The organism is Rhizobium sp. NPDC090279, assembly GCF_044769665.1.
Classification (GTDB): Bacteria; Pseudomonadota; Alphaproteobacteria; order Rhizobiales; family Rhizobiaceae; genus Rhizobium.
Map to the genome: position 1 here is coordinate 1 of NZ_JBIVYI010000022.1, position 23,069 is coordinate 23,069.

Annotated in this window: 17 protein-coding genes; 8 read left to right on the forward strand and 9 right to left on the reverse strand. The window is 53.2% G+C overall.

The window, feature by feature from the left end; all coding sequences use genetic code 11:
- Positions 1-937 precede the first annotated feature (937 nt).
- The 9 genes from ACIQWP_RS30770 to ACIQWP_RS30810 form a co-directional block, all read right to left on the reverse strand.
- On the reverse strand, positions 938-1,957 hold the full coding sequence (locus ACIQWP_RS30770; protein ID WP_402796031.1) for a helix-turn-helix transcriptional regulator: 1,020 nt from the start codon (positions 1,955-1,957) through the stop codon (positions 938-940).
- Between the two features lie 294 nt (positions 1,958-2,251).
- Positions 2,252-3,697, reverse strand: coding sequence for an amidase (locus ACIQWP_RS30775; protein WP_402796032.1), 1,446 nt, complete (start codon positions 3,695-3,697; stop codon positions 2,252-2,254).
- Positions 3,698-3,707: 10 nt separating this feature from the next.
- A complete protein-coding gene (locus ACIQWP_RS30780; protein WP_402796034.1) occupies positions 3,708-5,144 on the reverse strand; it encodes an aminotransferase in 1,437 nt (478 codons plus the stop codon).
- A 42-nt stretch (positions 5,145-5,186) separates the two neighbouring features.
- The gene (locus tag ACIQWP_RS30785) at positions 5,187-6,875 is read right to left on the reverse strand and encodes an aldehyde dehydrogenase family protein (protein WP_402796035.1); all 1,689 of its coding nucleotides are present in this window, start codon (positions 6,873-6,875) and stop codon (positions 5,187-5,189) included.
- Positions 6,811-7,833, reverse strand: a complete 1,023-nt coding sequence (locus ACIQWP_RS30790; RefSeq protein WP_402796038.1) for an arginase family protein — start codon at positions 7,831-7,833, stop codon at positions 6,811-6,813. The genes ACIQWP_RS30785 and ACIQWP_RS30790 overlap by 65 nt, the downstream gene beginning before the upstream one ends.
- A gap of 29 nt (positions 7,834-7,862) precedes the next feature.
- Entirely contained in the window at positions 7,863-8,951 is a 1,089-nt protein-coding gene (locus ACIQWP_RS30795; RefSeq protein WP_402796041.1) for an ABC transporter ATP-binding protein, read from the reverse strand.
- Positions 8,952-8,966: 15 nt separating this feature from the next.
- Complete coding sequence (locus tag ACIQWP_RS30800; RefSeq protein ID WP_402796043.1) at positions 8,967-9,791, reverse strand: ABC transporter permease; 825 nt, start codon at positions 9,789-9,791, stop codon at positions 8,967-8,969.
- Between the two features lie 14 nt (positions 9,792-9,805).
- Positions 9,806-11,149 carry an ABC transporter permease gene (locus ACIQWP_RS30805; protein ID WP_402796045.1) on the reverse strand — a complete coding sequence of 448 codons (1,344 nt, stop codon included), beginning with the start codon at positions 11,147-11,149 and terminating at the stop codon, positions 9,806-9,808.
- Positions 11,150-11,293: 144 nt separating this feature from the next.
- A complete protein-coding gene (locus tag ACIQWP_RS30810; protein WP_402796048.1) occupies positions 11,294-12,352 on the reverse strand; it encodes an ABC transporter substrate-binding protein in 1,059 nt (352 codons plus the stop codon).
- A gap of 217 nt (positions 12,353-12,569) precedes the next feature.
- Between ACIQWP_RS30810 and ACIQWP_RS30815 the strand changes: the two genes are divergently transcribed.
- From ACIQWP_RS30815 to ACIQWP_RS30850, 8 genes are all read left to right on the forward strand, one after another.
- A complete protein-coding gene (locus ACIQWP_RS30815; protein WP_402796051.1) occupies positions 12,570-13,574 on the forward strand; it encodes a 2Fe-2S iron-sulfur cluster-binding protein in 1,005 nt (334 codons plus the stop codon).
- Between the two features lie 547 nt (positions 13,575-14,121).
- The gene (locus ACIQWP_RS30820; RefSeq protein WP_402796054.1) at positions 14,122-15,078 is read left to right on the forward strand and encodes a LysR family transcriptional regulator; all 957 of its coding nucleotides are present in this window, start codon (positions 14,122-14,124) and stop codon (positions 15,076-15,078) included.
- Between the two features lie 74 nt (positions 15,079-15,152).
- Positions 15,153-16,118 carry an agmatinase gene (locus ACIQWP_RS30825; RefSeq protein ID WP_402796056.1) on the forward strand — a complete coding sequence of 322 codons (966 nt, stop codon included), beginning with the start codon at positions 15,153-15,155 and terminating at the stop codon, positions 16,116-16,118.
- Positions 16,119-16,122: 4 nt separating this feature from the next.
- Positions 16,123-17,502, forward strand: a complete 1,380-nt coding sequence (locus ACIQWP_RS30830; RefSeq protein ID WP_402796059.1) for an aspartate aminotransferase family protein — start codon at positions 16,123-16,125, stop codon at positions 17,500-17,502.
- Complete coding sequence (locus ACIQWP_RS30835) at positions 17,503-18,300, forward strand: enoyl-CoA hydratase/isomerase family protein (protein WP_402796061.1); 798 nt, start codon at positions 17,503-17,505, stop codon at positions 18,298-18,300.
- 6 nt (positions 18,301-18,306) lie between these two features.
- Positions 18,307-19,863 (forward strand): long-chain-fatty-acid--CoA ligase, encoded by a 1,557-nt coding sequence (locus tag ACIQWP_RS30840; RefSeq protein ID WP_402796064.1) that lies wholly within the window; start codon positions 18,307-18,309, stop codon positions 19,861-19,863.
- An 81-nt stretch (positions 19,864-19,944) separates the two neighbouring features.
- Positions 19,945-21,030 carry an alcohol dehydrogenase family protein gene (locus ACIQWP_RS30845; RefSeq protein WP_402796069.1) on the forward strand — a complete coding sequence of 362 codons (1,086 nt, stop codon included), beginning with the start codon at positions 19,945-19,947 and terminating at the stop codon, positions 21,028-21,030.
- A gap of 31 nt (positions 21,031-21,061) precedes the next feature.
- A complete protein-coding gene (locus ACIQWP_RS30850) occupies positions 21,062-22,309 on the forward strand; it encodes a M20 family metallo-hydrolase (RefSeq protein ID WP_402796067.1) in 1,248 nt (415 codons plus the stop codon).
- The last annotated feature ends 760 nt before the right edge of the window (positions 22,310-23,069 follow it).

The following is a 23,069-nucleotide window of genomic DNA, read 5'->3' on the forward strand; positions in this document are numbered from 1 at the left end:
AAGCTCTGAAATCGACATATGTCCAAGCCCTCTATTCAGGCTCAACATCGTCAATCACAAGGTGATCCGGAAGGTGGGGTCAAGATGACGCTTACCGCCAATGAGATGGGCACATCGGAATTACCGCACTGGACCAGCATCATGTTGGCAGCCATCGCGCTGACCACGGACCGAAGCATGAACCCGGGGTGACCTCAAATGAAGGGCGAAGCAAGCCAGGCATCGGCGAAAGGGAATCTGTAGGGATTATTTACTGCACTGGCAGCATGACGCGCTGCTGCGGTCGTCACTTTTTGCTTGACTGGAACGGCCCCGTTACCGAAGTCCTGACCCTAGTGCTTTGTGGTCTTCATTAGTGTTGCGACGGGCGTCCAGCCTTGCCGACTGGATCTCAAAGAATGCCATGGTCGCGCAATAACCTCAGCGGGAAATCTGTGGCCGCGATAAAGTCGATCACGCGCAAGGTTCGTCATGCCCATTCATCGCATGCGGAAATCAAGCGTAGCGTAGCTTTACTATGCACAAAGCACGGATTGTGCCGAGCATCACACAAATTGAAGAAGACCCCAATTAGGTGCTGAGCGACAGCTGCGAATGCTGTTAAGAGCAGACAAGGGACATAGCTTGTTGGGGCGGCAATGCCGCTTGTCTGCAGATCTTCAATTGCCAGAGAGTTATTAGACACCTGCCTGATAAACACGCCTGGCACCAAAGATCTTGATAGATCTTTGCCCCTAAATATCGACTATGTCTATTAGGTCAGCTATTCAAAATCCGCAGTCTGTATACAGTTGCCGCAATTATCAATCGCTTCAGAGCGGAAAACTCCAGTCTCCGGCGGTCCTATCTTCGGGCTCAGTGCAAGCGGGTGAACAACCGCATTCTCTCTTGAATGCGCGATGGGGTGTAGTTGTGACCGGCTTTAGCGTATGGCCTGTTAAGTCAACCGGACAAACGGCGGGCGAGCTTTTGCCATTTCGCTTGATGGAAGCACGCCAAATGCGGAACGATACTCCTGTGCGAAGCGTCCCAGATTAACAAAGCCCCACCGGCGTGCGATCTCTGAAACGCTTGCGGAAGGATCGGCATTAACCAAGTCGTTTCGAACACCCTCCAAGCGTATTCCCCGGAGATACTGGAGCGGGCTCTGGCCGATAAACCGCTGGAAATTCACTTGCAATGCTCGAACGCTCACGTCTGCAGCAGCGGCCATATCCGACACGTTAATTGGTGTCGCTGCGTAAGCTTTCGCAAAATCAACCGCTCTGCGAACCTGCCTTGGCAGTATGGCCTTTACACGCATAGCTTCGTTCGATGCAGAATGCTGCAAGTTCTGCAGCATCAGGAGGCAAAAGGTCTCACGAAAACTTCCAAGAGCGATTGGCGAGGCCTTGATGGATCCGTCTACACATATAAAGTCCCGAAAGAAGCGAACTAGCGTGAGCAAATGAGCGGCTGGTCCCCGCGTAATGTCCAAAACGGGAGAAAATTCCAGATTAGTCGGTGCATACCGGTCAAATGTGCTAGAAAATGCAGCGTTGATGGCTGCCTTTGGTATACAAAATCCTTCTCCAATAGATCCTGTAGCCAGTTTGAGACCAGAATATCGATCGGCGGAAGTCAGTAGAGCTGATCCAGGGGCGATAGAATACTCATTGGAGCCGGCACTAACATGATAACGCGAGCCGTGCTCGCAAAAGAACATAAAGCTGTCATCGGCTATTTCGACCGCAAATTCACGATCAATAGAACTTGATCCTGACCAACAAACTAGATCACCGGCAACAAATGCATCGAATGAAAATAAACCGGTAATATCGCTGCTGAGTGGACGATAAGTGTTGAGTTCCTTCTCGCCAGACAACCACTCTGATGCCTGTCCAGTGCTCATAATCGATGGGGTAAGTCTTAGAGTTTGTATATCAAGCAAATGGAACTCCAATACAATTGTGAGCATGTATACTAGGTCACCGACTCATAAGATCGTAGCCAGATACGAATTGAGGCGACCTGCAAGGGTTAGATGGCGCAAGTCCACTACGGTCGAGGCACGGGGAGCCACATCGGCCTTAAACCGTGAGCAAGACCCATGAGGGTGCTTGCAAAGCGTCGATAGGGGAGCATATAGGTCAGTCATTGAGTGCCAAACAACAGGTAGGGGCTGTGGTTGTGGCGGGTCACTTCGTTATCATTGCTCATGTTCCCGGCTTATCGCCACGTTCACGAGCTGAAAACCACTTATCTCAGACGTTCAATTTTGCCGAGCCATCTCCATGTTAGGAGGGCGACGTTGTACCCAGCGCGTTTCCTGATCATAGGAGGAGGCTAGCCGTAGACAACCGATTTCATCACCAAATCGACCGACGATTTGCATGCCCATTGGCAAGCCGTCCGGGTTGAAGCCGACGGGGACATTGAGCACTGGGCATCCGGACATTGTCACTGCGACTACAACCTCCATCCATCGGTGATAGGTGTCCATCTCATTGCCAGCAATGGCTTTGGGCCATCGCAGTTCAGTATCAAAAGGAAACACTTGAGCCGATGGCAACAGGATGAAATCGAAGTTTTTCATGAATTCTTGAAGTACTGCAAACCATCGACCCCGCCCGAGCGCAGCTTGTCTGAGTTGCAAAGCGTTTAGGGATTTGCCGCGCTCTATTTCCCAGAGAGCCTCCGGCTTGAGCAATTTTCTCTTCTCGGGATCTTCATAATAGGGCATCAGCCAGTTCATCGTCGACCAGGAGCGCAAGGTGACCCAGTCCAGCCATATCTGCTCGAAATTAAACGAGGGCAGCTCTGTTTCAACATGACAGCCAAGATGACGAAAGACGTCTAGACTGCTTTGGCACAGAGCCAGAATACCGTCCTCCATCGGAAGATGGCCACCCAAATCACCGAGCCAAGCAATCCTTGTGCCTGCTATATTTGCATCCAATGAATGTGCGAACACCGATGGATCTTGCTCTCTAGACAAAGGTGAACGGGCATCATGCCCAGCCATTACCGACATCAATAGGCCTAGGTCATCCACTGACCGCGCCATCGGCCCGTTTACAGCCATCGAAGTCTCGAAAGGGCTCGGACTGAGGGAGGGTATCGTCCCGATGGATGGTCGCAACGAGAATATATTGTTGAATGCTGCTGGGTTGCGCAAAGAGCCGCCGAGATCGCTGCCATCCGCCAAGACGAGCATGCGAGACGCGACTGCGGTAGCGGCTCCCCCACTGCTACCACCTGCGGTTTTGCGTGGGTCGTAGGCATTGGCGGTCGTTCCGAAGACTGGGTTAAAAGTATGCGAACCGAGCGCGAACTCGGGCACATTTGTTTTGCCGATGATAATCGCTCCCGCCGCTTTTATGCGCTCCACGAAAATCTCATCGGTGGTGGGCATGTTGTCTGCGAGCAATGGTGATCCGTAGGTAGTTTTAATGCCCTTGGTATCCGCGGAATCCTTGATCGCAATTGGGAACCCATGCAGCGGGCCGATCGATGCTCCTGCCCTGATTTCTCGATCCTTGCCCGCTGCCTGGGTGAAAAGGGATTGTCGATCCTGCAAAGATACGATCGCATTCAAACGCGGATTCAGGTCATCAATACGGTCGAGATAGGCCGACATTACTTCCACAGCAGATAGCCGCTTTGACTTTATCGCGGCTTGAAGCTCTACGGCGCTGAGTTCTGGAATCTCGGTCATCTCGCGCTCCTTATTTGATGATATTGGCGGCGGAAAGCTCAATCTGTGTTCGCTGGATTGCCTCACTCATAGATAATGTAAAGTCGTCGATCTGCTCGCGGTTCAAAATCAAGGGCGGAGATAGAATGTTCATACTTCCGAGCGGTCGCACGATCAGCCCGAGATCGCTTGCGTGTCGGGCGATAATATCCCCCACACCGACGTTAGGCGGGAACGGTTGCTTACTACTTTTATCCATGACGCTCTCAATGCACATCATGAAGTAGCTGCCACGCACGTCGCCCACAATTTGTAGATCTGACAGAGCGCGAAGACGTTTCTCGAAATATGCGCCGGCGTTATGGACATGCGCGCAGATGTTTTCCTTTTCCATAAGCTCAATATTAGCTAATGCGGCGGCGCATGCGACGGGATGCCCACTATAGGTATAGCCGTTGATAAAGGCCGCCTGCGGTTCGGCATCAACCAGCACCTTGTGGATAGCATCTGAAAAGACGAAGCCACCAAGTGGTTGATAGCCAGAGGTTATACCTTTGGCAAAGGTGATTATATCAGGTTGCGTTTCGAACATCGCATTCGAACTGAAGAAATGTCCCAAGCGGCCGAACGCTGTTATGACTTCATCCGCGACATAAAGAATGTCGTACTCTTTACAGAGCTCCCAGGTCCTTCGGTTGTAGTCCTTCGGAGGGACGATAACCCCCCCTGAACCCAAGATTGGTTCGGCAAAAAATGCGGCTATATTCTCAGATCCTAGCTCCAAGATTTTTGCCCGCAGCTCTTCTACCAGAAAATCGCAGAATGCTGCTTCGCTCATATCACACGGCATCCGATACAAATTTGGCGAAGAAACCTGACGGACGATATCGGTGATGAATCGCAAATGTGGGCTGCGATCAGGCGGGTTTCCACCCAGAGAGGCTGTCATGATGGTACTGCCGTGATAGGCGCGCAAACGAGTTAGGACGAAGCGCTTGTCGGGTTTGCCCCGAATGCTTTGGTAGAATTGGATAAGTCGCAGCGCAGAATCGTTTGCAGTCGATCCACCGCAGGTGAAAAAGACGTGGTTCAAATCATCCGGCGCCAACGACGCTATTTTCTCGGCCAAACGAACAGCCGGGGCATTGGCGAGGCCGTCGACCGGATTGCAGTAAGGCAGCGCTCGCGCCTGTTCGGCGATAGCCTCAACGATCTCATTGCGACCATAGCCCATGTTGACACACCACAGCCCGCCCATTCCATCAAGATAGCGTTTGCCCTGAGCGTCATAGACATAGGCGCCCTCGCCTCCAGTCACGACGAGGGACCGAGCTTTCTGCGCAGACCGAAAACTTGGCCAGGCATGAGTGTAGTGCCGCTGATCTCCTACATGAATCGCAGCGGCATCATTCCCAGAAAGAGCGAATTTATTCAAGGAACCAATCTCGAAGGAGTCGGTCACAGCCATTGTCCCTGTCCTTTTTTGGTAGAGTTCTCTCTAACGAGCGGCTTAGGAGTGGCCGAAGATAGCTTTCGTCTCCAAATATTCCTCAAAGCCGTAACGGCCCTGCTCACGCCCGTTGCCGGATTGCTTATAGCCGCCAAAGGGTGCCCCGGTATCAAGGCCTGCTCCGTTGATGTGCACCATGCCCGCACGGATGCGTCGCGCAACTTTTTCGGCTCGATCAGCGTCGCTGCACGAAACTGCAGCTGACAACCCGAAGACAGTGTTATTCGCAATTTGTACAGCGTGATCTTCGTCTGCATAGGCAATGATCGACAGCACAGGGCCAAAGATCTCCTCCCTCGCGATTGTCATATCCGGCGATACGCCTGCAAATACGGTCGGCCTAACGAAGTAGCCGACTTTGGTGTCTACCGGATGCGTGGAGCCTCCTGTGACAAGCATGGCGCCCTCCTCCACTCCAAGATCGATTAGGCGGCGAACCTTGCTATATTGGCTCGCATTCGCGAGCGGTCCAATTTGCGTTTGCGAGGACAGCGGATCCCCAACTATCAAAGCGTCCGCAACATCTGCCGCAATGCGAGCCGCCTCCTGAAGTCGACTTGCAGGGACGAGCATTCGTGTCGGGGCGGTGCACGTCTGACCAGTGTTGTTGAAACAGCGTCTCGCGCCCTTCGCCACTGCTTCGGCAAAGTCCTCGCCATCGAGAATGATGTTCGGGGATTTACCGCCGAGCTCTTGGCAGACTCGCTTGACTGTCACCGCAGCATTTTGAGCGACCGCAATGCCGGCGTCCGTCGAGCCGGTGAAGGAGACCATGTCAATATCGGGATGTTTGGAAAGAGCGCTGCCTACTATGGCTCCGTCACCATTTACAAGGTTGAAAACACCGGCGGGAAAGCCCGCTTCGTGAACCATATCGGCAATCAGCATTGCCGAAAGTGGCGCCATTTCGCTCGGCTTCAGCACAACGGTGCAGCCGACCGCAAGAGCGGGAGCTAACTTCGCCATCACTTGGTTAGCTGGCCAATTCCAGGGGGTTATAAGAGCACAGACACCAATCGGTTCCTGTACAATCAAGGCGTTGCCGAGCCGAGTCGTAAAGTCGGTCGATTCAAGGACCTTGATGGCTTCAACAAGGTGATCGTACCCAGCCGGGGCTTGCGCGGTGCGGGACCATTCGATCGGCGAACCCATTTCGCTGGTAATCGCCTCTGCAAGCTCAAACTGACGTCTCGCATAAATCGTGGTTAGAGACCGTAACAGCTCAAGATGATTCACAACAGATAACGTGGAAAAGGACGCGAACGCCTTTCTTGCGGCTGCGACGGCGGTATCAACATCCTCCTCGCAGCCAAGACTTATGCGTGCTATCACCTCTTCGGTTGCGGGATTGACCACGTCATGCGTCCTGCCACCGCGCGGTGAGACCCATTCACCGTCAATATAAAAGCTTAGGTTTTTGTCCATATTGCGCGCGCCGCCTGCTGCTGTGGTCATGTTTGCAGAGAGTAGCGAGGCGAAATTTTCGAAACCATCGTCAAACGCCTGAACTAATATCGGGAACACGTCAAGCTCATCGAATGACGGCGAGCAGCCGAGGGAGTTCGGGTGCAGGCAGCTCCAAAAGCAACGCCGACTGCAATGAGATCGCGGTAGAAAAGCCTGCCTATATTCTCGGAATATGGTGGTGGACAGTGCTGGGGATTTGCCACCACCGTTCTTTCGAAACATGCTTCGCTCGCAAGATGGCGCCGATCGCGAGCGATGCTAGCCGTGCAGCAGTGAGCGCAGCGTTTCCATCGCGATCACGATCGGGCGCAAATTCCACCATCGCGAAACTGCAAATATTGGCGCGTTCGGCAACGGCGATCAGAAGTTTGGCAACGTGCCAGTAGAGAAGACCTCCGGGTGCAGGAACAAAAACCGCCGGCATGATCGAAGGATCGAGTGCATCAAGATCAAGATTGATGTGAACATTTGCGCCTTTCGGTATGCGTTTCACAATCGCAGACACTCCCCTGTCGAAGACGTGTTGTGCAGGGAAAAACTCTGCGCCCCAGCGTCTGGCAGTGCGGATTTCGCTATAGCCGGCCGAACTCAGTCCGCGCGCGCCCACTTGGACGATTCCTTTAACAAACGGAAGTTCAGAGGCACGTCGCATGACAGAAGACAGGCCGTAGCGTTCGCCTTCAATGTCGTCACGCCAGTCGATATGAGCGTCGATCTGCAGGATGTACACTTTCCCTTTCGGCTCGAGCGCTTCAATGAGGGGAATGGGCACTGAGTCATCACCACCTAGCAAAAAAGGAATGGCGCCCTTGCGGATTATGGTGTCCGTTGTCGCGCGGATCAACGAACGGTTCTCAGCTGCTTTTTTAAGGCAGGTGTCTAGATCACCGAGATCGCAAACACGATCTTCCTTGGCAAAGAACGGCCGCTCACCGAGATCCCAATCATAACGATCTTTGGTTCCGGCCCACATCCGAATGCCATCTCTCAGAGCTTGTGGTGCACCAAGATTTGCAGCCGCGTAGTCCGTTGCCCCATCATAAGGAGTGGCGCAGGGTGCACCAAATATCGCTACGTCCGAATCCCAGTTTCCGTTCCTGTCGGCTGACCGAACACCCATGAACGTGTCGCTACCGGTTAAGCCCAACATAGGCATAGTTGGTGATTTCGCTTGATCCATAGCTTATTACCTGAATTGAACACGGTCCTCTAGACGAGTGCCCTGCATTCGTCAGGCTTCCAGCCGAAAGGAATGGTCTCGCCAATGTTAATGTTGGCAGCGCGCCGATGGGTGAGCTTGATGGACAGATTGTCGATGCCGCCGAATGCGACGATAAGCCGAACATGGTCGCCGAGATAGACAACTTCCTTCACGGCGCCTTCAAACCGGTTAGCAAGACCTGCCGAATCTGCCCCGGCGATAATGGCTTCCGGACGGACGGACAGTATTCTAGCTTCGCCAGGGTTTGGCTGTCCGATCGCCGTGCAGAATATGATACTATCGTCTCGCAGACGAATTGCGCTGTTGCCATCGCTCCTCCTCTCGACCATCACACCCGGTAGACGGTTATTTTCCCCGATGAACTGGGCGACAAAGTCGGTTTGAGGGTTCTGATAGATTTCAGCGGGCGGGGCCACTTGCTGGATCTTGCCCTCGTTGAAGACGGCAACACGGTCGGACATTACAAGCGCTTCAGTCTGATCATGGGTGACGTAGACGACGGTGACGCCAATGCGCTCATGCAGATGTTTAATCTCCAGTTGCATATGATCGCGAAGCTGCTTGTCTAGTGCACCGAGCGGTTCATCCATCAAGATGAGCCGGGGCTCGAATACGAGCGCCCTAGCTAGCGCCACACGCTGTTGCTGTCCACCCGACAACTGAGCTGGCCTCCTCTCGGAAAAAGCTGAAAGCTTGACCATGTCGAGGGCGCGAAGAATACGCTCCTTTTGCTCTGCTTTCGCTATACCGCGTGCGTGCAGTGGAAAGGCTAGGTTCGCGCCGACCGTCATATGGGGAAAGAGAGCGTAATTTTGAAACACCATACCCACTCCTCGCTTGTGAGGTGGTATGCCATTGATGGAGCGACCGTCCATAATGATCGTTCCGCTCGTTGGCTCTTCGAAACCTGCGAGCATCATCAGCGTCGTCGTTTTACCCGACCCGGACGGCCCGAGCAGCGTCAGAAATTCGCCATCTGCCACATCAAGATTCAAGTTCTTCACGACCATCGTATCAGCGTCGTATGCCTTATGCACATTGACAAATCGGACGTAAGGATTTGTTTTATAGGTCATGCCGGTGCCCTCTGTCTATTTGGCGCCCGAAAATTGCACGTTTCGGCGGCGAAGCGCTTCGATTGCGATTAACAGGAAAACGGTGATGATGAAGAGTATGGCGGACGCAGCGATCACAACTGGACTCAGTTGCTCATTAACGCCCGCCCACAGCCGCCGTGGCACGGTGTGCTGGTTAGGATACGCCAAGAACAGTGTGACAATGATTTCGTCCCAGGACGTGACAAAGGCGAATACTGCGCCGGACGCCACACCTGGTGCTATCAACGGGAGAGCCACCTTTCGGAAGACTGTCAGCGGAGGCGCGCCGAGGCTAAGTCCCGCTTTAAAAAGGTTACTGTCAAAACCGCTAAGTGAGGCGGTGACGGTGATCAGGACGTAGGGGGTACCCAAGATGGCGTGCGCTATAATCAAGCCTGGGTATGTGCCAATCAACGAGATGCGGGCAAAAAAATAGACCGCTCCCGTTGCGAAGATGACGATTGGAATTACAAGAGGCGATAGCAGCATCGCTTGGATCGTGCCCTTGAATGGCAGATTTCCCCGGCTAATGCCGAAGCTCGCCATTGTCCCAAGCACAGTTGCCACAGCGCTCGCTGAAATCCCAATGAACATGCTGTTGCGGAAGGCACTTTGCCATGCAACACCCCTCGCATCGCTCCCAAAAAGTTCATGATACCAGCGCAGTGAAAGCCCCGGCATCGGATAAGTAAAATAGGGCTGTGAATTGAACGAGAGTGGAAACGCCACCAACAATGGGGTGATTAGAAAGAATAGGACGGCTACGCCTATGATGGCGGTCAGGAACGAAAAGAACGTCTCAAAAGGTGTTCGAACCATGACAGAACTCCTATCTATCGCGCAAATGTGGCCAACGCAAAGCGTCTAAAGACTAAGAGGGTTGCTACCAGAATGGAGATCAAGACAATGCTCAGCGCCGATGCAAGACCCCAATTAAGGTCCTTGTTGACTGCCATCGCGATGAAATAGCTAAGCATCTGGTCGCGCGGACCGCCGACCAGTGCGGGGGTGACATAAAAGCCGAGGCACATGATGAAGACCAGCAGTACCCCTGCGCCAATGCCTGGAAATACCAGTGGCAGATAAACTTTGAAAAATACTCTGGTTGGGGTGGCGCCAAGAGATGCTGCTGCACGAATATAGACGCTGGGTACTGACTTCATCACGCTCAGGAGGGGCAGAACCATGAATGGCAGACAGATATGCACCATTGCCACGTAGACGCCGAAGCGATTGTGAATCAACGATATCCTGGTGTCGGAGAGGTGCAACATCACAATCAAATCATTCAATAAGCCCTGCTCTTGCAGAAGCACTAGCCATGCGGTTGTCCGAACCAGAATAGACGTCCACAGAGGCACGAGGACGAGGAACATGAGGAAACTTGCGCGGTTTGTTGGTTGACGATGGATGAATATCGCGAGAGGAAAGCCGAGAAGAAGCGACACGAATGTGACGATGCCGCTGACTGCAAACGTCCTGACTATCAAGGTTACGTATATGCGATGGTCGGGAGAAACGCCCTCGATCGATCCGTCATCACCCAACCGAAGGTCAAGCGCCGTGAGCATGTAGAGCGGCGTAATGGGCCAAATTCCGCGCTTGATGGCCGTCCAATATCGCATCTCTCCCCAACGCGGATCCGCATCAATCAATCGTTGCTTAGCCGTCGAGGGCCTTGATGAGGACGTCGGGGATGTTTCGGACTTGTCGGTCCCAAAGATCGAAAATCCGTCCGGAGCAGCAGTTGGCTGGTCTGCTGCTGCCGTGGACTCTGCCAGTGCTGAAATCGTCTTGGTAATGAGGCCATGGAACCCTGAGACATCGTAGTTAAGTCGCCGGGCGGCTCCAATAGCGTCGGTTCGACGATCGGCGTTTTGCAGATCGCTTAGCAATGCGCCAAATATTCTTTCGGTTGGCGTCGACATGCCGTCCCAATCCCTTATCGCAGTCGCTGTTTCTGGCAATCCGGCCCGAACCTCCGGATTTGCTACTGAAAGGAACAGAAAAGACACGATCGGAACTATGAAAAATATAAACGTAAAGCACGCGAGTGGAGCAATCAGCCCAACTGTCAGCAGTTTCTGGCGACGCCCAGCCTTGTCGAGGGACCGCTTGATTAAAGTTCGATCGAAAGCAGTCGTTGCGACGTTGTCGGGTATTTCAAGAATGGTCATCATCATATCCCTGCTGCAGACTGCAGGCGGCCGTTCCGCGAACGTGACTACGGTCTCCCAAGCTCATCATGGCGCACACTATTTTGCATTGTGGGCGAAACCGAGGGATGGGGCCACATAAAATATTATGCGGCCCCGCTAGCACTATTTTTGCAACCAGTTGGCCAGGCGGGTCGTGAGTTCTGCGTCATTTTCAGCGTAGAAGTTCGCATCAAACGCGAACGCGTTCTTCCCATTCTTGGGATTGGTTGGCAAGTCCGCGATATCGGCAGGCTTCAGAAGCGGGATAGCGTCTTTCAGGACCGGCCCAAAAGGTGCCACCGAGGAAATAACTGCCGCATGCTGAGGCTCGAGGATATACTTGATATATTTCATCGCCTTGTCCTTATCCGGCGATCCCTTTGGCATCATCATCCAATCGTAGTCGAGCCCTGCACCGTCCCAAACAATTTGAAGATTTTTTCCGTCCTTTTGTGCGGCAACGATGCGATTGCCCCATGCGGTGCTCATTGCAACTTCACCATCGGCTAGCAGTTGCGGTGGTTGCGACCCAGATTCCCACCATACAATCTGATCCTTGATCGTATCCCATTTCTTGAACACCCTATCCATACCTTCAGGGGTTTGAAGGACCTTATAAATATCCTTCGCTGGAACACCGTCTGCAAGGAGTGCCAGCTCCATCATGTATACGTGGTTGCGGCGAACGCCACGCTTTCCGGGAAATTTCTTCAGGTCGAAAAAGTCTGCTACCGACTCGGGCTTCGGGCCATTCTTATACTTGTCTGCGTTGTAGGCGATGTTCGTGGAGAATGTGGAATAGGCAATCCCACATGGGCTCCATCCACCGGGGAGAAACTTCTCTGCTGTACCGACAATCGACGGATCGAACTTCTCAAGAGTACCGTCGTCACAGCCGCGCTTAACCAACGCGGTCTCGCCGCGCACGAGAGACCATTTGTAGCTCTTTGTTTGGACTTGGGTTGTGATTGTCGCCATGTCACCTTGCCAGACGTCATCCACAACAGCGATACCGGTATTCTTCGTGAAAGGTTCAAAGAAGGCCTTTCGGTCCGCTGCTTGGGAAGCGCCTCCCCACTCTGCGATCGTAATTTTGTCCTCGGCATAGACATGTGTAGGTGTGCCAGCCAACAGCGACACCAAGACAGCGGCAATCGTTGTTGTATGTTTCGAGATAGTCATGTTCACCCCGTTTTTTGGTTTGATTAAGTTATGAGCATTAGTGAAGGATGGCTAAATTTCAATCACTCATCATCGAAACTATGTTCGGCAGTTTTAGGAGCTTCTGACTCGACAAAAGGTTCGGCAGACTAAAAACAAGTTTCGGAACCTTCATGTTGCCCTGACATCGCGTGGGCGTGTCTATACTTGCTTACGATTTCCGGACGGAGGTTAGTGCGTGCCAAACAAAGTGAGGGTTCAGCGATATGAAAAATCAATCAATGTCGATGAGGGGCAAACGATACTTGACGCCGCTCTCGCCGAGGGTTTGGACATACCGTATGACTGTCGCGCGGGTGTTTGCGGAACGTGCAAGTGCGCTTTAATTTCAGGTCACGTGGAGATGCGCGAGTACCTCGACATCGCGCTTGAAAGAGAAGAGGCGAAACAGGGTTTCATTTTAGCATGCCGCGCGACGCCGTTAACTGACTGCGAAATATCCCTCATTAACTGCAATGACCAAATCTCGTTCCCCTATCAAGAGCTCCAAGCGAGGGTCACCTCGGTCCAGCGCGTGACGCATGACATTGCGGTGGTGCGACTGCAGGCAGAGGCCGCACTGGCATTTGCGCCGGGGCAATACGTCAGTGCGCGATTTGCTGACTTGGCTGGGCGGTACTATTCACTCGCAAATGTCGCTCATAGCGACGTGCTTGAATTCCATATTCGCAGTGTACCGGGGGGTGCCGTCAGTCCGGTTCTCTTCAAAACGCTCAATGTCGGCGATGAGGTGATCATCGCCGGCCCACGTGGCATGGCTTATTTTCGCAAGCATCACACCGGCCCCGTAGTTTTGTGCGCAGGAGGTTCCGGCCTAGCACCGATAATGTCTATGCTGCGAACGCTTGCGGACGAAGACGCCATGCGCCCGATTCACCTTTTCTTTGGTGTACGTGGCGCGCAAGATATTTACTTCGAAAAAGAAATCACAGAATTGGCCAACAGATTGCCCCGCTGTGCCACCACAATAGTGCTATCTGATGACAAAAGACCGACGTGTCGTCGGCAGGGATACCTAGCAGACGTGCTCAGAAGCGATTTGCATGGCTGCGAGGGCATGAAAGCATACTTATGCGGCCCACCAATAATGATTGATACCTGCCGAAATGTCCTTTTCTCAAAAGGTCTTGCGCGCGAAGACTGCCACATCGATGTTTTCTGGACGCCTATTGAGGGGAATTGACGCGGCCGGCGGCATTTCTGTGCCTTACAAGAGAGCGACCGGATAGCGAAAATTTGCGACAACCTCAAGCTTAAGGTGATTATAAAGCCGCAATCGATGTTGGTTCAAAGCCTCGAAACGCGGAGAGGGCATCTACAACGGCGTAGGCATCGCGTGGGCCAATCTAGCTGTTTAGCCACGCAATTGCAGACTAAGACGTGAAGGGCTACGCTAACAACAGTTGCAGCAAAAAGTAAACTTTTACGGCATGTAGCGGTCTGCCAGGCTTTTATTGTCCATGGTAGAAAGCCACTGCTTCATCGGGTCGATCCATGGCGCCGCAGAACACTGCTAACAATTATCGTCAAGCCACCCTTGCCGCTTCTTTTTTCCCAATTGCGCGCTTTGCCTTTATCCAATGTGCGTTATCACTGGATCGGTCAGACCAAATCGGGCGACGTAATATAAACTCCGCAACGATTTTTCCCATAGAAAGCGATGTTTTGCCGCCCTTTTCAGTAAGATTGATGTAAAGGCGAGATAATGATTATTATGCAGGGGAACAGCCATGTCAAAATTGAAGCAGCTGAGCGACGTGGATTTACGGCTCTTACGCGTATTTGTTGTCATCGTGGACCAGGGCAGTTTTTCGGGAGCACAAGGTCAACTCAATATTTCTCAGTCGGTCCTTAGCGAAAATCTCAAATCCCTTGAAATACGCCTGGGTATTCGTCTCTGTGAACGTGGCCCCGGCGGCTTCCGCGTGCTCCCAGAAGGTGAGCAAGTTTACAAATCAGCCAAAAGACTGTTCGCTGCCGTGGAAGACTTCAAGACAGATCTTGCCGACGTTGGCGAGGGTCTTGCCGGCGACCTTGTTATCGCTCTGGAAGATGAGATCATGTCCAATCCGAAATGCAACCTTCCTGATGCGATCGGAGATTTCCTGAAGTTGCACGGTCGAAAGGTAAGGCTGAAGATCGAGATCATGGCTGGCTATCAGGTTTTGAGCAGAGTGGCTGAAGGGTCAGCCCAGATCGGGATCAGTGTTGCCGTTGACAAAACAGAGACACGCGGCCTCCAATCGCTCCCGCTGTTCACAGAAACCCTTCGTCTTTGTTGTGCGAAGGGTCACCCGTTATTCTTGGAAAAGACACCACAGTTCGATGCAGACGAAATGGCCGGGTTCGAATACTCGAACCGCGGACACTTGGAGCCTGAGAATTTTTTGGGGCCGATGGCATCTCAGCAGGAAGGCGATATTGGGCTGGGGGCACAAGCACAGCTCGCTCTCGTCTTGTCGGGGCGCGACATTGGATTCATTCCCGTGCATATCGCGGAGGCTTACGTCGGGTCGGGTCGGCTGCGATACATAGGAACAGACGCCTTCGGAGCAAGTGAGAATGACGTTGTCGCGGTGACGCGGCGGAAAAATCAAGGCGTGAAAATGATTGATCTTTTCCTTCGGCAACTAGCAAAAGCGCATGGCATGCCCATGGCGCCTTTGCTCAAGAGATCCGCGAACTAAAGTTCGAGCGTTTCTGATAGGATCGAAGTGATACCTTGGCCTAAGTTTCCATCCAATGACTGAAGGATGGAACAATGTCGAATAATAACACCCCTGCAAAGCCCGTTGACTCACTTTCGATCGCCCGCTTTTGTGGAATTTCGACATTTATGCGACTTCCATATGTTCCCGACGGTCAGGGCGTGGATATCGGTATGGTCGGGGTACCCTTCGATTTTCCCACAAATCGTGGAGGTACGCGCCACGGGCCGTCGCAAGTTCGCGAGATGTCGCGCCTTATTCGACGTTTTCCCTCAAGTGGCGGTGGATCACCTTTTGATGAATGTACTATTGCAGATTTGGGCGATGCACCGTTCAATCCGCTTAATCCCCAGAGTGCGGTGGAGGACACCTCGGCGTTCTTTGCCGAACTTGCAGCCAGGGGGATCACTCCAGTCGCATGCGGCGGCGATCATGCCGTCAGTTATTTCGTGCTGCGTGGGCTTGCTCGCAGCAGCCCGATCGGCTTTGTCCAGTTCGACGCACATCCCGATACGAGCGAGGAACTCTACGGAGACCGGTATAACCACGGAACACTGTTAACCCGGGGGGTGCAAGAGGGCCTTATTGACCCCGCGCGAACTATTACGATTGGCTTGCGTGGTACGCGTTTCAGCCGCGAGGATCGTGATTTCAACAAAGCGAATGGTATGCGCGTCATCGACTTTGACGAGTTCGAGGAAATGGGGCGCGCTGCTGTCATCTCGGAGATTCATCGCGTTGTTGGGACACAACCTTGTTATATCACCTTCGACATAGATGCCTTGGATAGCAGTTTTGTCCCTGGCACAGGATCGCCGGAGCCCGGCGGCCTAACGATGCGCGACGCTCAGATCGTCCTTCGAGGGTTGAAGGGCCTTGACGTCATCGGCGCCGACATGTGCGAAGTCTCTCCCCCTCTTGATCCGCAGGGAATTACCGCGCTGAATGGTGCAAACCTCTTGTTTGAGCTCCTCTGCATCACCGCACCGGCTGTCGCGCACCGCAAGAAGGGGGCCTAAACCGATGAATGTAAATCTCAAGGAACGGCCCGCAGCTGGCGGCTCACAGGATCTTTTTTATTCCTCGTCAAACACGAAATCGCTTCCAACGATCATCCGCGGCGAGAATATTCATGTATTCGATGATGAAGGCCGACGGTATATCGATGTCATTTCAGGTGCGATGACGGCGTCGCTTGGACAGGGCAACAAGCGTGTCCTTCAAGCAATGTACGATCAAGGCGTCAAACATACTTTTTCATATGTCCGTGTGACACGGCATTTGCCTAACGCGGAGTTGACACAGCTTATCGCATCGCTTGCTGGTCCGGGCTTTGAACGTGTACATCTGTCTTCGGGCGGCTCCGAAGCCGTAGAGATGGCGATTAAGTTTCTACGCCAGTATGCCTATGCTAAGGGCAAAAAGCAGAAAACGAAGATCATAACCCTGATGCCTTCCTATCATGGCGGCACCTTGGCAACTATCGGCTGGACCGGCGATGAGGACGTTGCGGTGGTGTGGGGTCCGATGGCCGTATTCGGTGAGAAAATTCCTGCACCGCTCTCCTTTCGCCCTCCTTTCGGAAATACTTCTGAAGAAGGAGCGCGCGGATCGGCTATCGCTCTAGAAGCTAAGATAGTAGAGCTCGGTGCGGACAATGTGCTTGCGTTTATGATGGAACCGATTGGTGGCCAATCCACTGGGGCCAATGTTCCACATCCAGTGTTTTTCTCTGAGATACGGCGCATCTGCTCAAAGCACGGTATTTACCTTGTCTTCGACGAAATCGTTAGCACATGCCGTACCGGCTCCTTCCTTGCCGCGCACCATTACCCTGATTGCAAGCCAGACGTCGTCGTCACGGCGAAGGGACTTGGCGCAGCCTACACGCCAATTGGCGCCGTATTGGCACCTGCATCGATGGTGGACGAGCTTGCGGATCTGACCGGCTTCAATTTGTCTCACACCTATAATGCGAACCCAATCACTTGCGCGGGCGCTATCGCGGTCCTATCCGAAATGACCGAGCGCAATCTGATCGCTAACGCCGGTCCACTCGGCGAGTTGCTCCGCCAACGCCTTGTCGACATCATGGACAACTCCCCGATCGTGGGGGACGTTCGTGGCAAGGGGCTCTTGATGGCCCTCGAGTATGTTCGTAACAAGGAAACGAGAGAGGTCTTCTCCTCGGAAATCTACGCCAGCGACAGAATTCGCCAAATCGGCGTCGAAAATGGGTTAATGCTCTATTCGCGTCGTCAAAATGGCGGTCGCTACGGGGATTGGTCTATTGTCTGCCCCCCCCTCATCATTACCGCAGACCAGATTGACGACATGGCGGACCGGCTGAAACGGACGATTGCTGTCTTCGCAGATGAGATGACCCGGGCAGGTGTGCTCTAGATGAGATACGAAGAATATCAATTCCTCCTTTTTGAGTATCGTCCAAATGGCGTGCTGTTAGTTACGATCAATCGCCCGGAAAAGCTGAACGCGGTCCATGATGTCCTTCATCGAGAATTGGCTGAGATTTGGCTCACGGTGAAGCCTGATCCAGCCGTTCGCGTTATCGTTATTACAGGCGCTGGCAGAGCGTTTTGCGCGGGCGGAGACCTCAATGAGGAGATCAAGAAACTAGGGCAGATTGAGCCCGTGATTTCGATGGGCGAACAGGCCCTCGAGATCGTCTACAACATGATTCATCTCGACAAGCCTATTATATCTGCGATCAACGGACCCGCGGCTGGCGCCGGTTTGGCCGTGGCGCTGTCAGCGGATATTTCAATCATTGCCGAGGATGCCCGGATCACCGATGCGCATGTCAATATTGGCGTGGCGTCAGGTGATCATGCAGTAATGATGTGGCCCCTCTTCTGTGGTCTACCCAAGGCAAAACTTTATCTCCTAACCGCTGATCTACTAGACGGGCGGGAAGCCGAACGCATTGGGCTGGTTTCCATGTGCAAACCACTTGTCGAGGTCGTGCCGTCCGCCTTGGAACTTGCCGATCGTATTGGGCAAAAGCCGCAACGCCCCATCCAGTGGACGAAGAGATGCCTTAACCACTGGCTGCGGCAGGCAGCACCAATCTTCGATCTGTCGGTTGCCTACGAAGGTTTGAATTTCATGGAGCCGGATGCCCGCGAAGGTCTTGAAGCGTTTTTGCAAAAACGCGCCCCTCAGTTCCACTCTATACGGTAGAAATCCATGCACATCGCCCATCTTGTACATCGTTCTGCACAGCGCTTCCCGGAGCAACCCCTGTGGCTCAGCCTCGATCACGCGATCTCCTATCGCGAAGGCGCGGAAAGATTGAACAAACTGGCAAACTCTCTTCTGGAGCTTGGCAAGCAGGGCGATCGCGTGGCGATCTTGTCTACCAATAGGTTCGAAGGTTATGAAGCGTATCTGAGCGCTATGAACGCCGGCATGGCAGCGGTGCCGCTCAACCCGAAAAGCCATCCCACCGACCACGCCTTCGTCATCAACGATTCCGGCGCACGCTTCGTTGTCTACTCCCCTGAGTACGCAGACGTCCTCCATTCGATCAAAGAACAACTTGACGGCGTAACGCACTGGATTGCAATTGATGGCGGCGGTGATGGGATCTTGGCTTATGAAGCGCTGGTTCAAAGGGGTGATGACGCCCTTCCCGATATAATTATCGAACCGGATAGCCTGGCATGGCTTTTTTACACATCGGGTACGACCGGCAAGCCAAAGGGGGCAATGGAGACCCATCGAAATCTGCTGACAATGGTACAGCAGTTTCGCCAAACGCTCCTTTCGGACACGGGCGAAAGCGATGTCATGCTACACTTAGCACCCATTGCACACGGGACTGCCAGCGTGGGGCTCGCACATTTGTCGGTCGGGGCGGCACAAGCTTTTCCCCTCACCGCCAGTTTCGATGCTGAAAAGGTATTTGAAGTTGTCGAACGCCTAAAAGTCACCTCCAGTTTTCTAGCACCCACAATGGTGCAAATGCTTCTGCAGTCCCAAACAAACAGATTCTATGATCTCAGCAGTCTAAAAAACGTCATCTACGGTGGTGGTCCGATGTACGTGGAGGTTCTTAAACATGCGATTTCCACATTCGGCCCGGTGTTCAGTCAGATTTACGGCCAAGGTGAAGCGCCCATGACATGCGCGGGATTGCACAAATCGGAACATCGCCTCGATGATCCCGCTGCGCTTCGCCGTCTTGGATCGGCAGGTCGCGAAATGCCGGGCGTTATGGTGAGAATTGTTGACGCGGATGGCAAAGCTGTAGCCACACACGTCCAGGGTGAAATCGCGGTTCGCTCTGATCTGGTGATGTCAGGCTACTGGAACCAGCCTGATGTCACCGCAGAAACGTTACGTAACGGTTGGCTCCACACAGGTGACGTCGGCTATCTCGATGAGGCTGGCTATTTATTCATCACCGACCGTATTAAAGACATGATCATTTCTGGTGGCGCGAACATCTACCCTCGAGAAATCGAGGAGGTTTTGCTTCAGCATCCATCTGTGGCTGAAACCTCGGTAATCGGCGTCCCTGATGACCAGTGGGGCGAATCTGTAAAAGCTATCGTCGTATTGAGGTCTGGGCATAGTGCTGGTGCCGAGGATCTGATCGCCTTCTGTAAGGAACGCATGGCTTCTTACAAGAAGCCAAAAAGTATCGAGTTCATCGATGAACTTCCGAAAAGCGCGTTTGGCAAGGTCTTGAAACGCGAGCTCAGGTCGCAGTACTGGGACCGCACTGACAGGAAGGTCTGAGCCTAGTCTGTGCTCCCCTGCCATTACAAAATTTAGGAGAACAAAGTGTCCCTTCCGAATATCGTAAATGCCCCCTCTCAAATGAAAGCGGTAGTTCTCCACGGTCATGGCGGCCTAGATAAATTGGTCTTCCAGGATGTCCCCGTTCCGGTTCCCGGTGATGGGGAGGTTTTGATTGAGGTCACAGCCTGCGGTGTCAACAATACCGACATCAACACCCGAACCGGTTGGTATTCTCCCAACGTAAAGTCGGCATTGACTGCTGAGATCGGTCTCAAAGGCGTAGCCGATGACGCACAAGAACTTGGCACCTGGGATCGCGACACGCTCAGTTTTCCAAGAATTCAGGGTGCTGATGCTGTGGGGCGTATCGTAGCGATTGGAGTCGGAGTACCCAAGGATCGCATCGGCGAGCGTGTTATGGTCGATCCCTGCATTCGAGACATTGCTTTGCCCGCCCTATCGCAGGGGATCAACTATTTTGGCAGCGAGTGCGATGGCGGCTATGCACAGTTTACAACGGTGGCAGCCGGCAACGCCGTCAAAATCCAATCGGATTTGACCGATGTGGAACTGGCAAGCTTTGCTTGCTCCTATTCTACAGCAGAAGAGATGCTCGTTCGCATTGATCTCAAGGCGGGTGAAACTGTCTTGGTCACCGGCGCGTCAGGAGGAGTGGGTTCTGCTAACATACAACTCGCCAAGAGACGAGGCGCGCAGGTGATCGCGGTAGCTGGCCGCTCCAAGGAGAAACTGGTCCGTGAACTGGGTGCCGACGAATTCATCCCCCGAGAAAGAGAAGATCTTGCACAGGCGATCGAGGAAATCGTGGGTCACCGCGGCATCGACGCGGTAGCCGATGTCATTGGCGGTCCGACTTTTGGTCAAATGCTCAGAGCACTTCGTCGGGCCGGCCGCTACGTATCAGCAGGAGCAATCGCGGGGCCTTGCCCCGAGATTGATCTGCGCGATTTGATTTATAAGGATTTGCAGATGTGGGGCGTTGGCAATCCGCAAAAGAGCACTTTTACTTCCCTTGTCGGCTATATTGAGCGGGGTGAAATTCGACCGCTTGTGGCGAAAACATTCCCACTCGAAAAGCTCCGGGAAGCTCACATGGAATTCGTTTCCAAAAGTCACGTCGGAAAGATTGTTGTGACGATCTGAGCCCTACCCGTTGAACTGAGAACACCTAGCTATGACATCTTCATCCGTAAAATCCAGTCGCCTGCTTGATCGTCACGCCAAGATGGCAACTTTTGGTGAAACGGGATATGGCGGTGTCATCCGGCCTGCATTGAGCACAGAGGAATCGGAGGCACGTCGCACCCTTCTCGACTGGGCGCGAGCGCGTGGATTTATCTGCACAGTTGATCCGATAGGCAATCTCTTTATCAAAAGACCTGGGCGAGACTTGCTACAGCCAGCAGTGCGAACCGGATCTCACCTTGACAGTCAGATCCCCGGGGGGAACTTCGACGGCGTATACGGTGTGCTTGCTGCATTCGAAGTGCTCGAAGCTCTCGAAGACAGCAATGTCGTTACGTGCCGACCGGTTGAAGTCGTGGTGTGGAACAATGAGGAAGGAGCCCGGTTTTCCCCGACAACTATGGGGTCGGCCGTGCATGCAGGTGCCTTGGAGCTTGAAAAGGCACTGAAGACATCTGATTCGACCGGTATTGAGATGGGCACAGCACTCGCCGAGAGCCTGCTGATGCTCGGAGATTTAGAAGCGCGTCCGCTTGGATCACCCTCGCATTCTTATGTTGAAATACATATTGAACAGGGACCAATCTTGGAAACTAACAGTCGAGAAATCGGCATTGTTACCGGAATTCAAGGTATCGCTCAGTTTCATGTGACTGTCGTCGGGGAAGAGGCTCATGCTGGAACAACTCCGCGTTCCCGCCGAAAGGACGCGCTCGAGGCAGCCTCCGACCTCATAGCATCACTTCGGCTGATAACAAGCGATGCTAACGATGTAGTCCGATTCACGGTTGGTAAGATGAGCGTTAAACCTGGCGCTCCTAATACCGTCCCTTCACTCGTGGATTTTACGATTGACCTTCGCCATCCCAATGCGAATACCTTGACCGAAATCAGCGCAAGGATATTAAGAAAATGCCTCGACTTCGTATCGCCGTGTGCGATTACTGCGATTCAAACGTTGAACTCCCCCTCAGTTGAGTTCGACCAAAGTGTCACGACAACAATTGAAAAATGCGTCCGCGAGCTGCGCCAGACGCATGACCATCTACCTTCGGGCGCTACCCACGATGCAAAGTTTATGGCAGGGCTTTGCCCCACTGGCATGATCTTTATCCCATGCCGAGACGGGATCAGTCACAACGAAAAAGAGTGGGCAGAGCCATCGCACATGATTGCCGGTGCAAAGCTGTTGCTCAGGGTCATCGAGGAGCTTGCTGAAGTTGAACATTCGAGGTAACCGGCTTGAGTTTGAAGATCTCAGCTCACTATATGCCTCGCCGCCGACCGCCGGCAAAGCGCCTCTTCACCCACCCAGATGCTCAAATCACCGCGTTGCCGAAGGGGCTTTCGTTATAAGCCGGCCAATTCGTGGCCTGAAATTTCAGCTTGGCTATCCTGTGACGCCGGTCGGCTTTGAACTTATGCGGCATCGCCGAAAATCCAGATCCGGGGACTGAAAAACAACGCTCAACATCAGATCCACGCAACACCGTCCGTTGCAGGCATTCTACCGAATATAGGCGTCGTGCTTCCAGTGCGGATTCCGACGTGAAGCCGGCCGGCATCCGACAAATATCCGGCCACCGTTCCGATTTGAAGCCGTCCACGATTCCAATCAATTACCGGCCGGTTTTCGGCTCTAACGATACCCCTCGCACCAAAGCTCCGGGCGCAATTCTTACTAGATTGGAGGGGCTGCCCTCACGGTCGCGCCGGGCACGGCTCTCACGAGGTTAGAAGGGGTCGGGACAAGAACAGTGCAAAATCCTGCGTTAAGATCGAACGTTCTGTGAACCTCATGCGGCCCGCAGCACTCTTCCGGGAAGCCGTAGGGATCTGAAGCCTTCCGGCATCTGCTGTTCGGTATCCCAGGAATAGATGCCGGTGAGATTGATGTGTTCCGTAAGCGTCATCTTGACCCCACCTTCCGGATCACCTTGTGATTGACGATGTTGAGCCTGAATAGAGGGCTTGGACATATGTCGATTTCAGAGCTT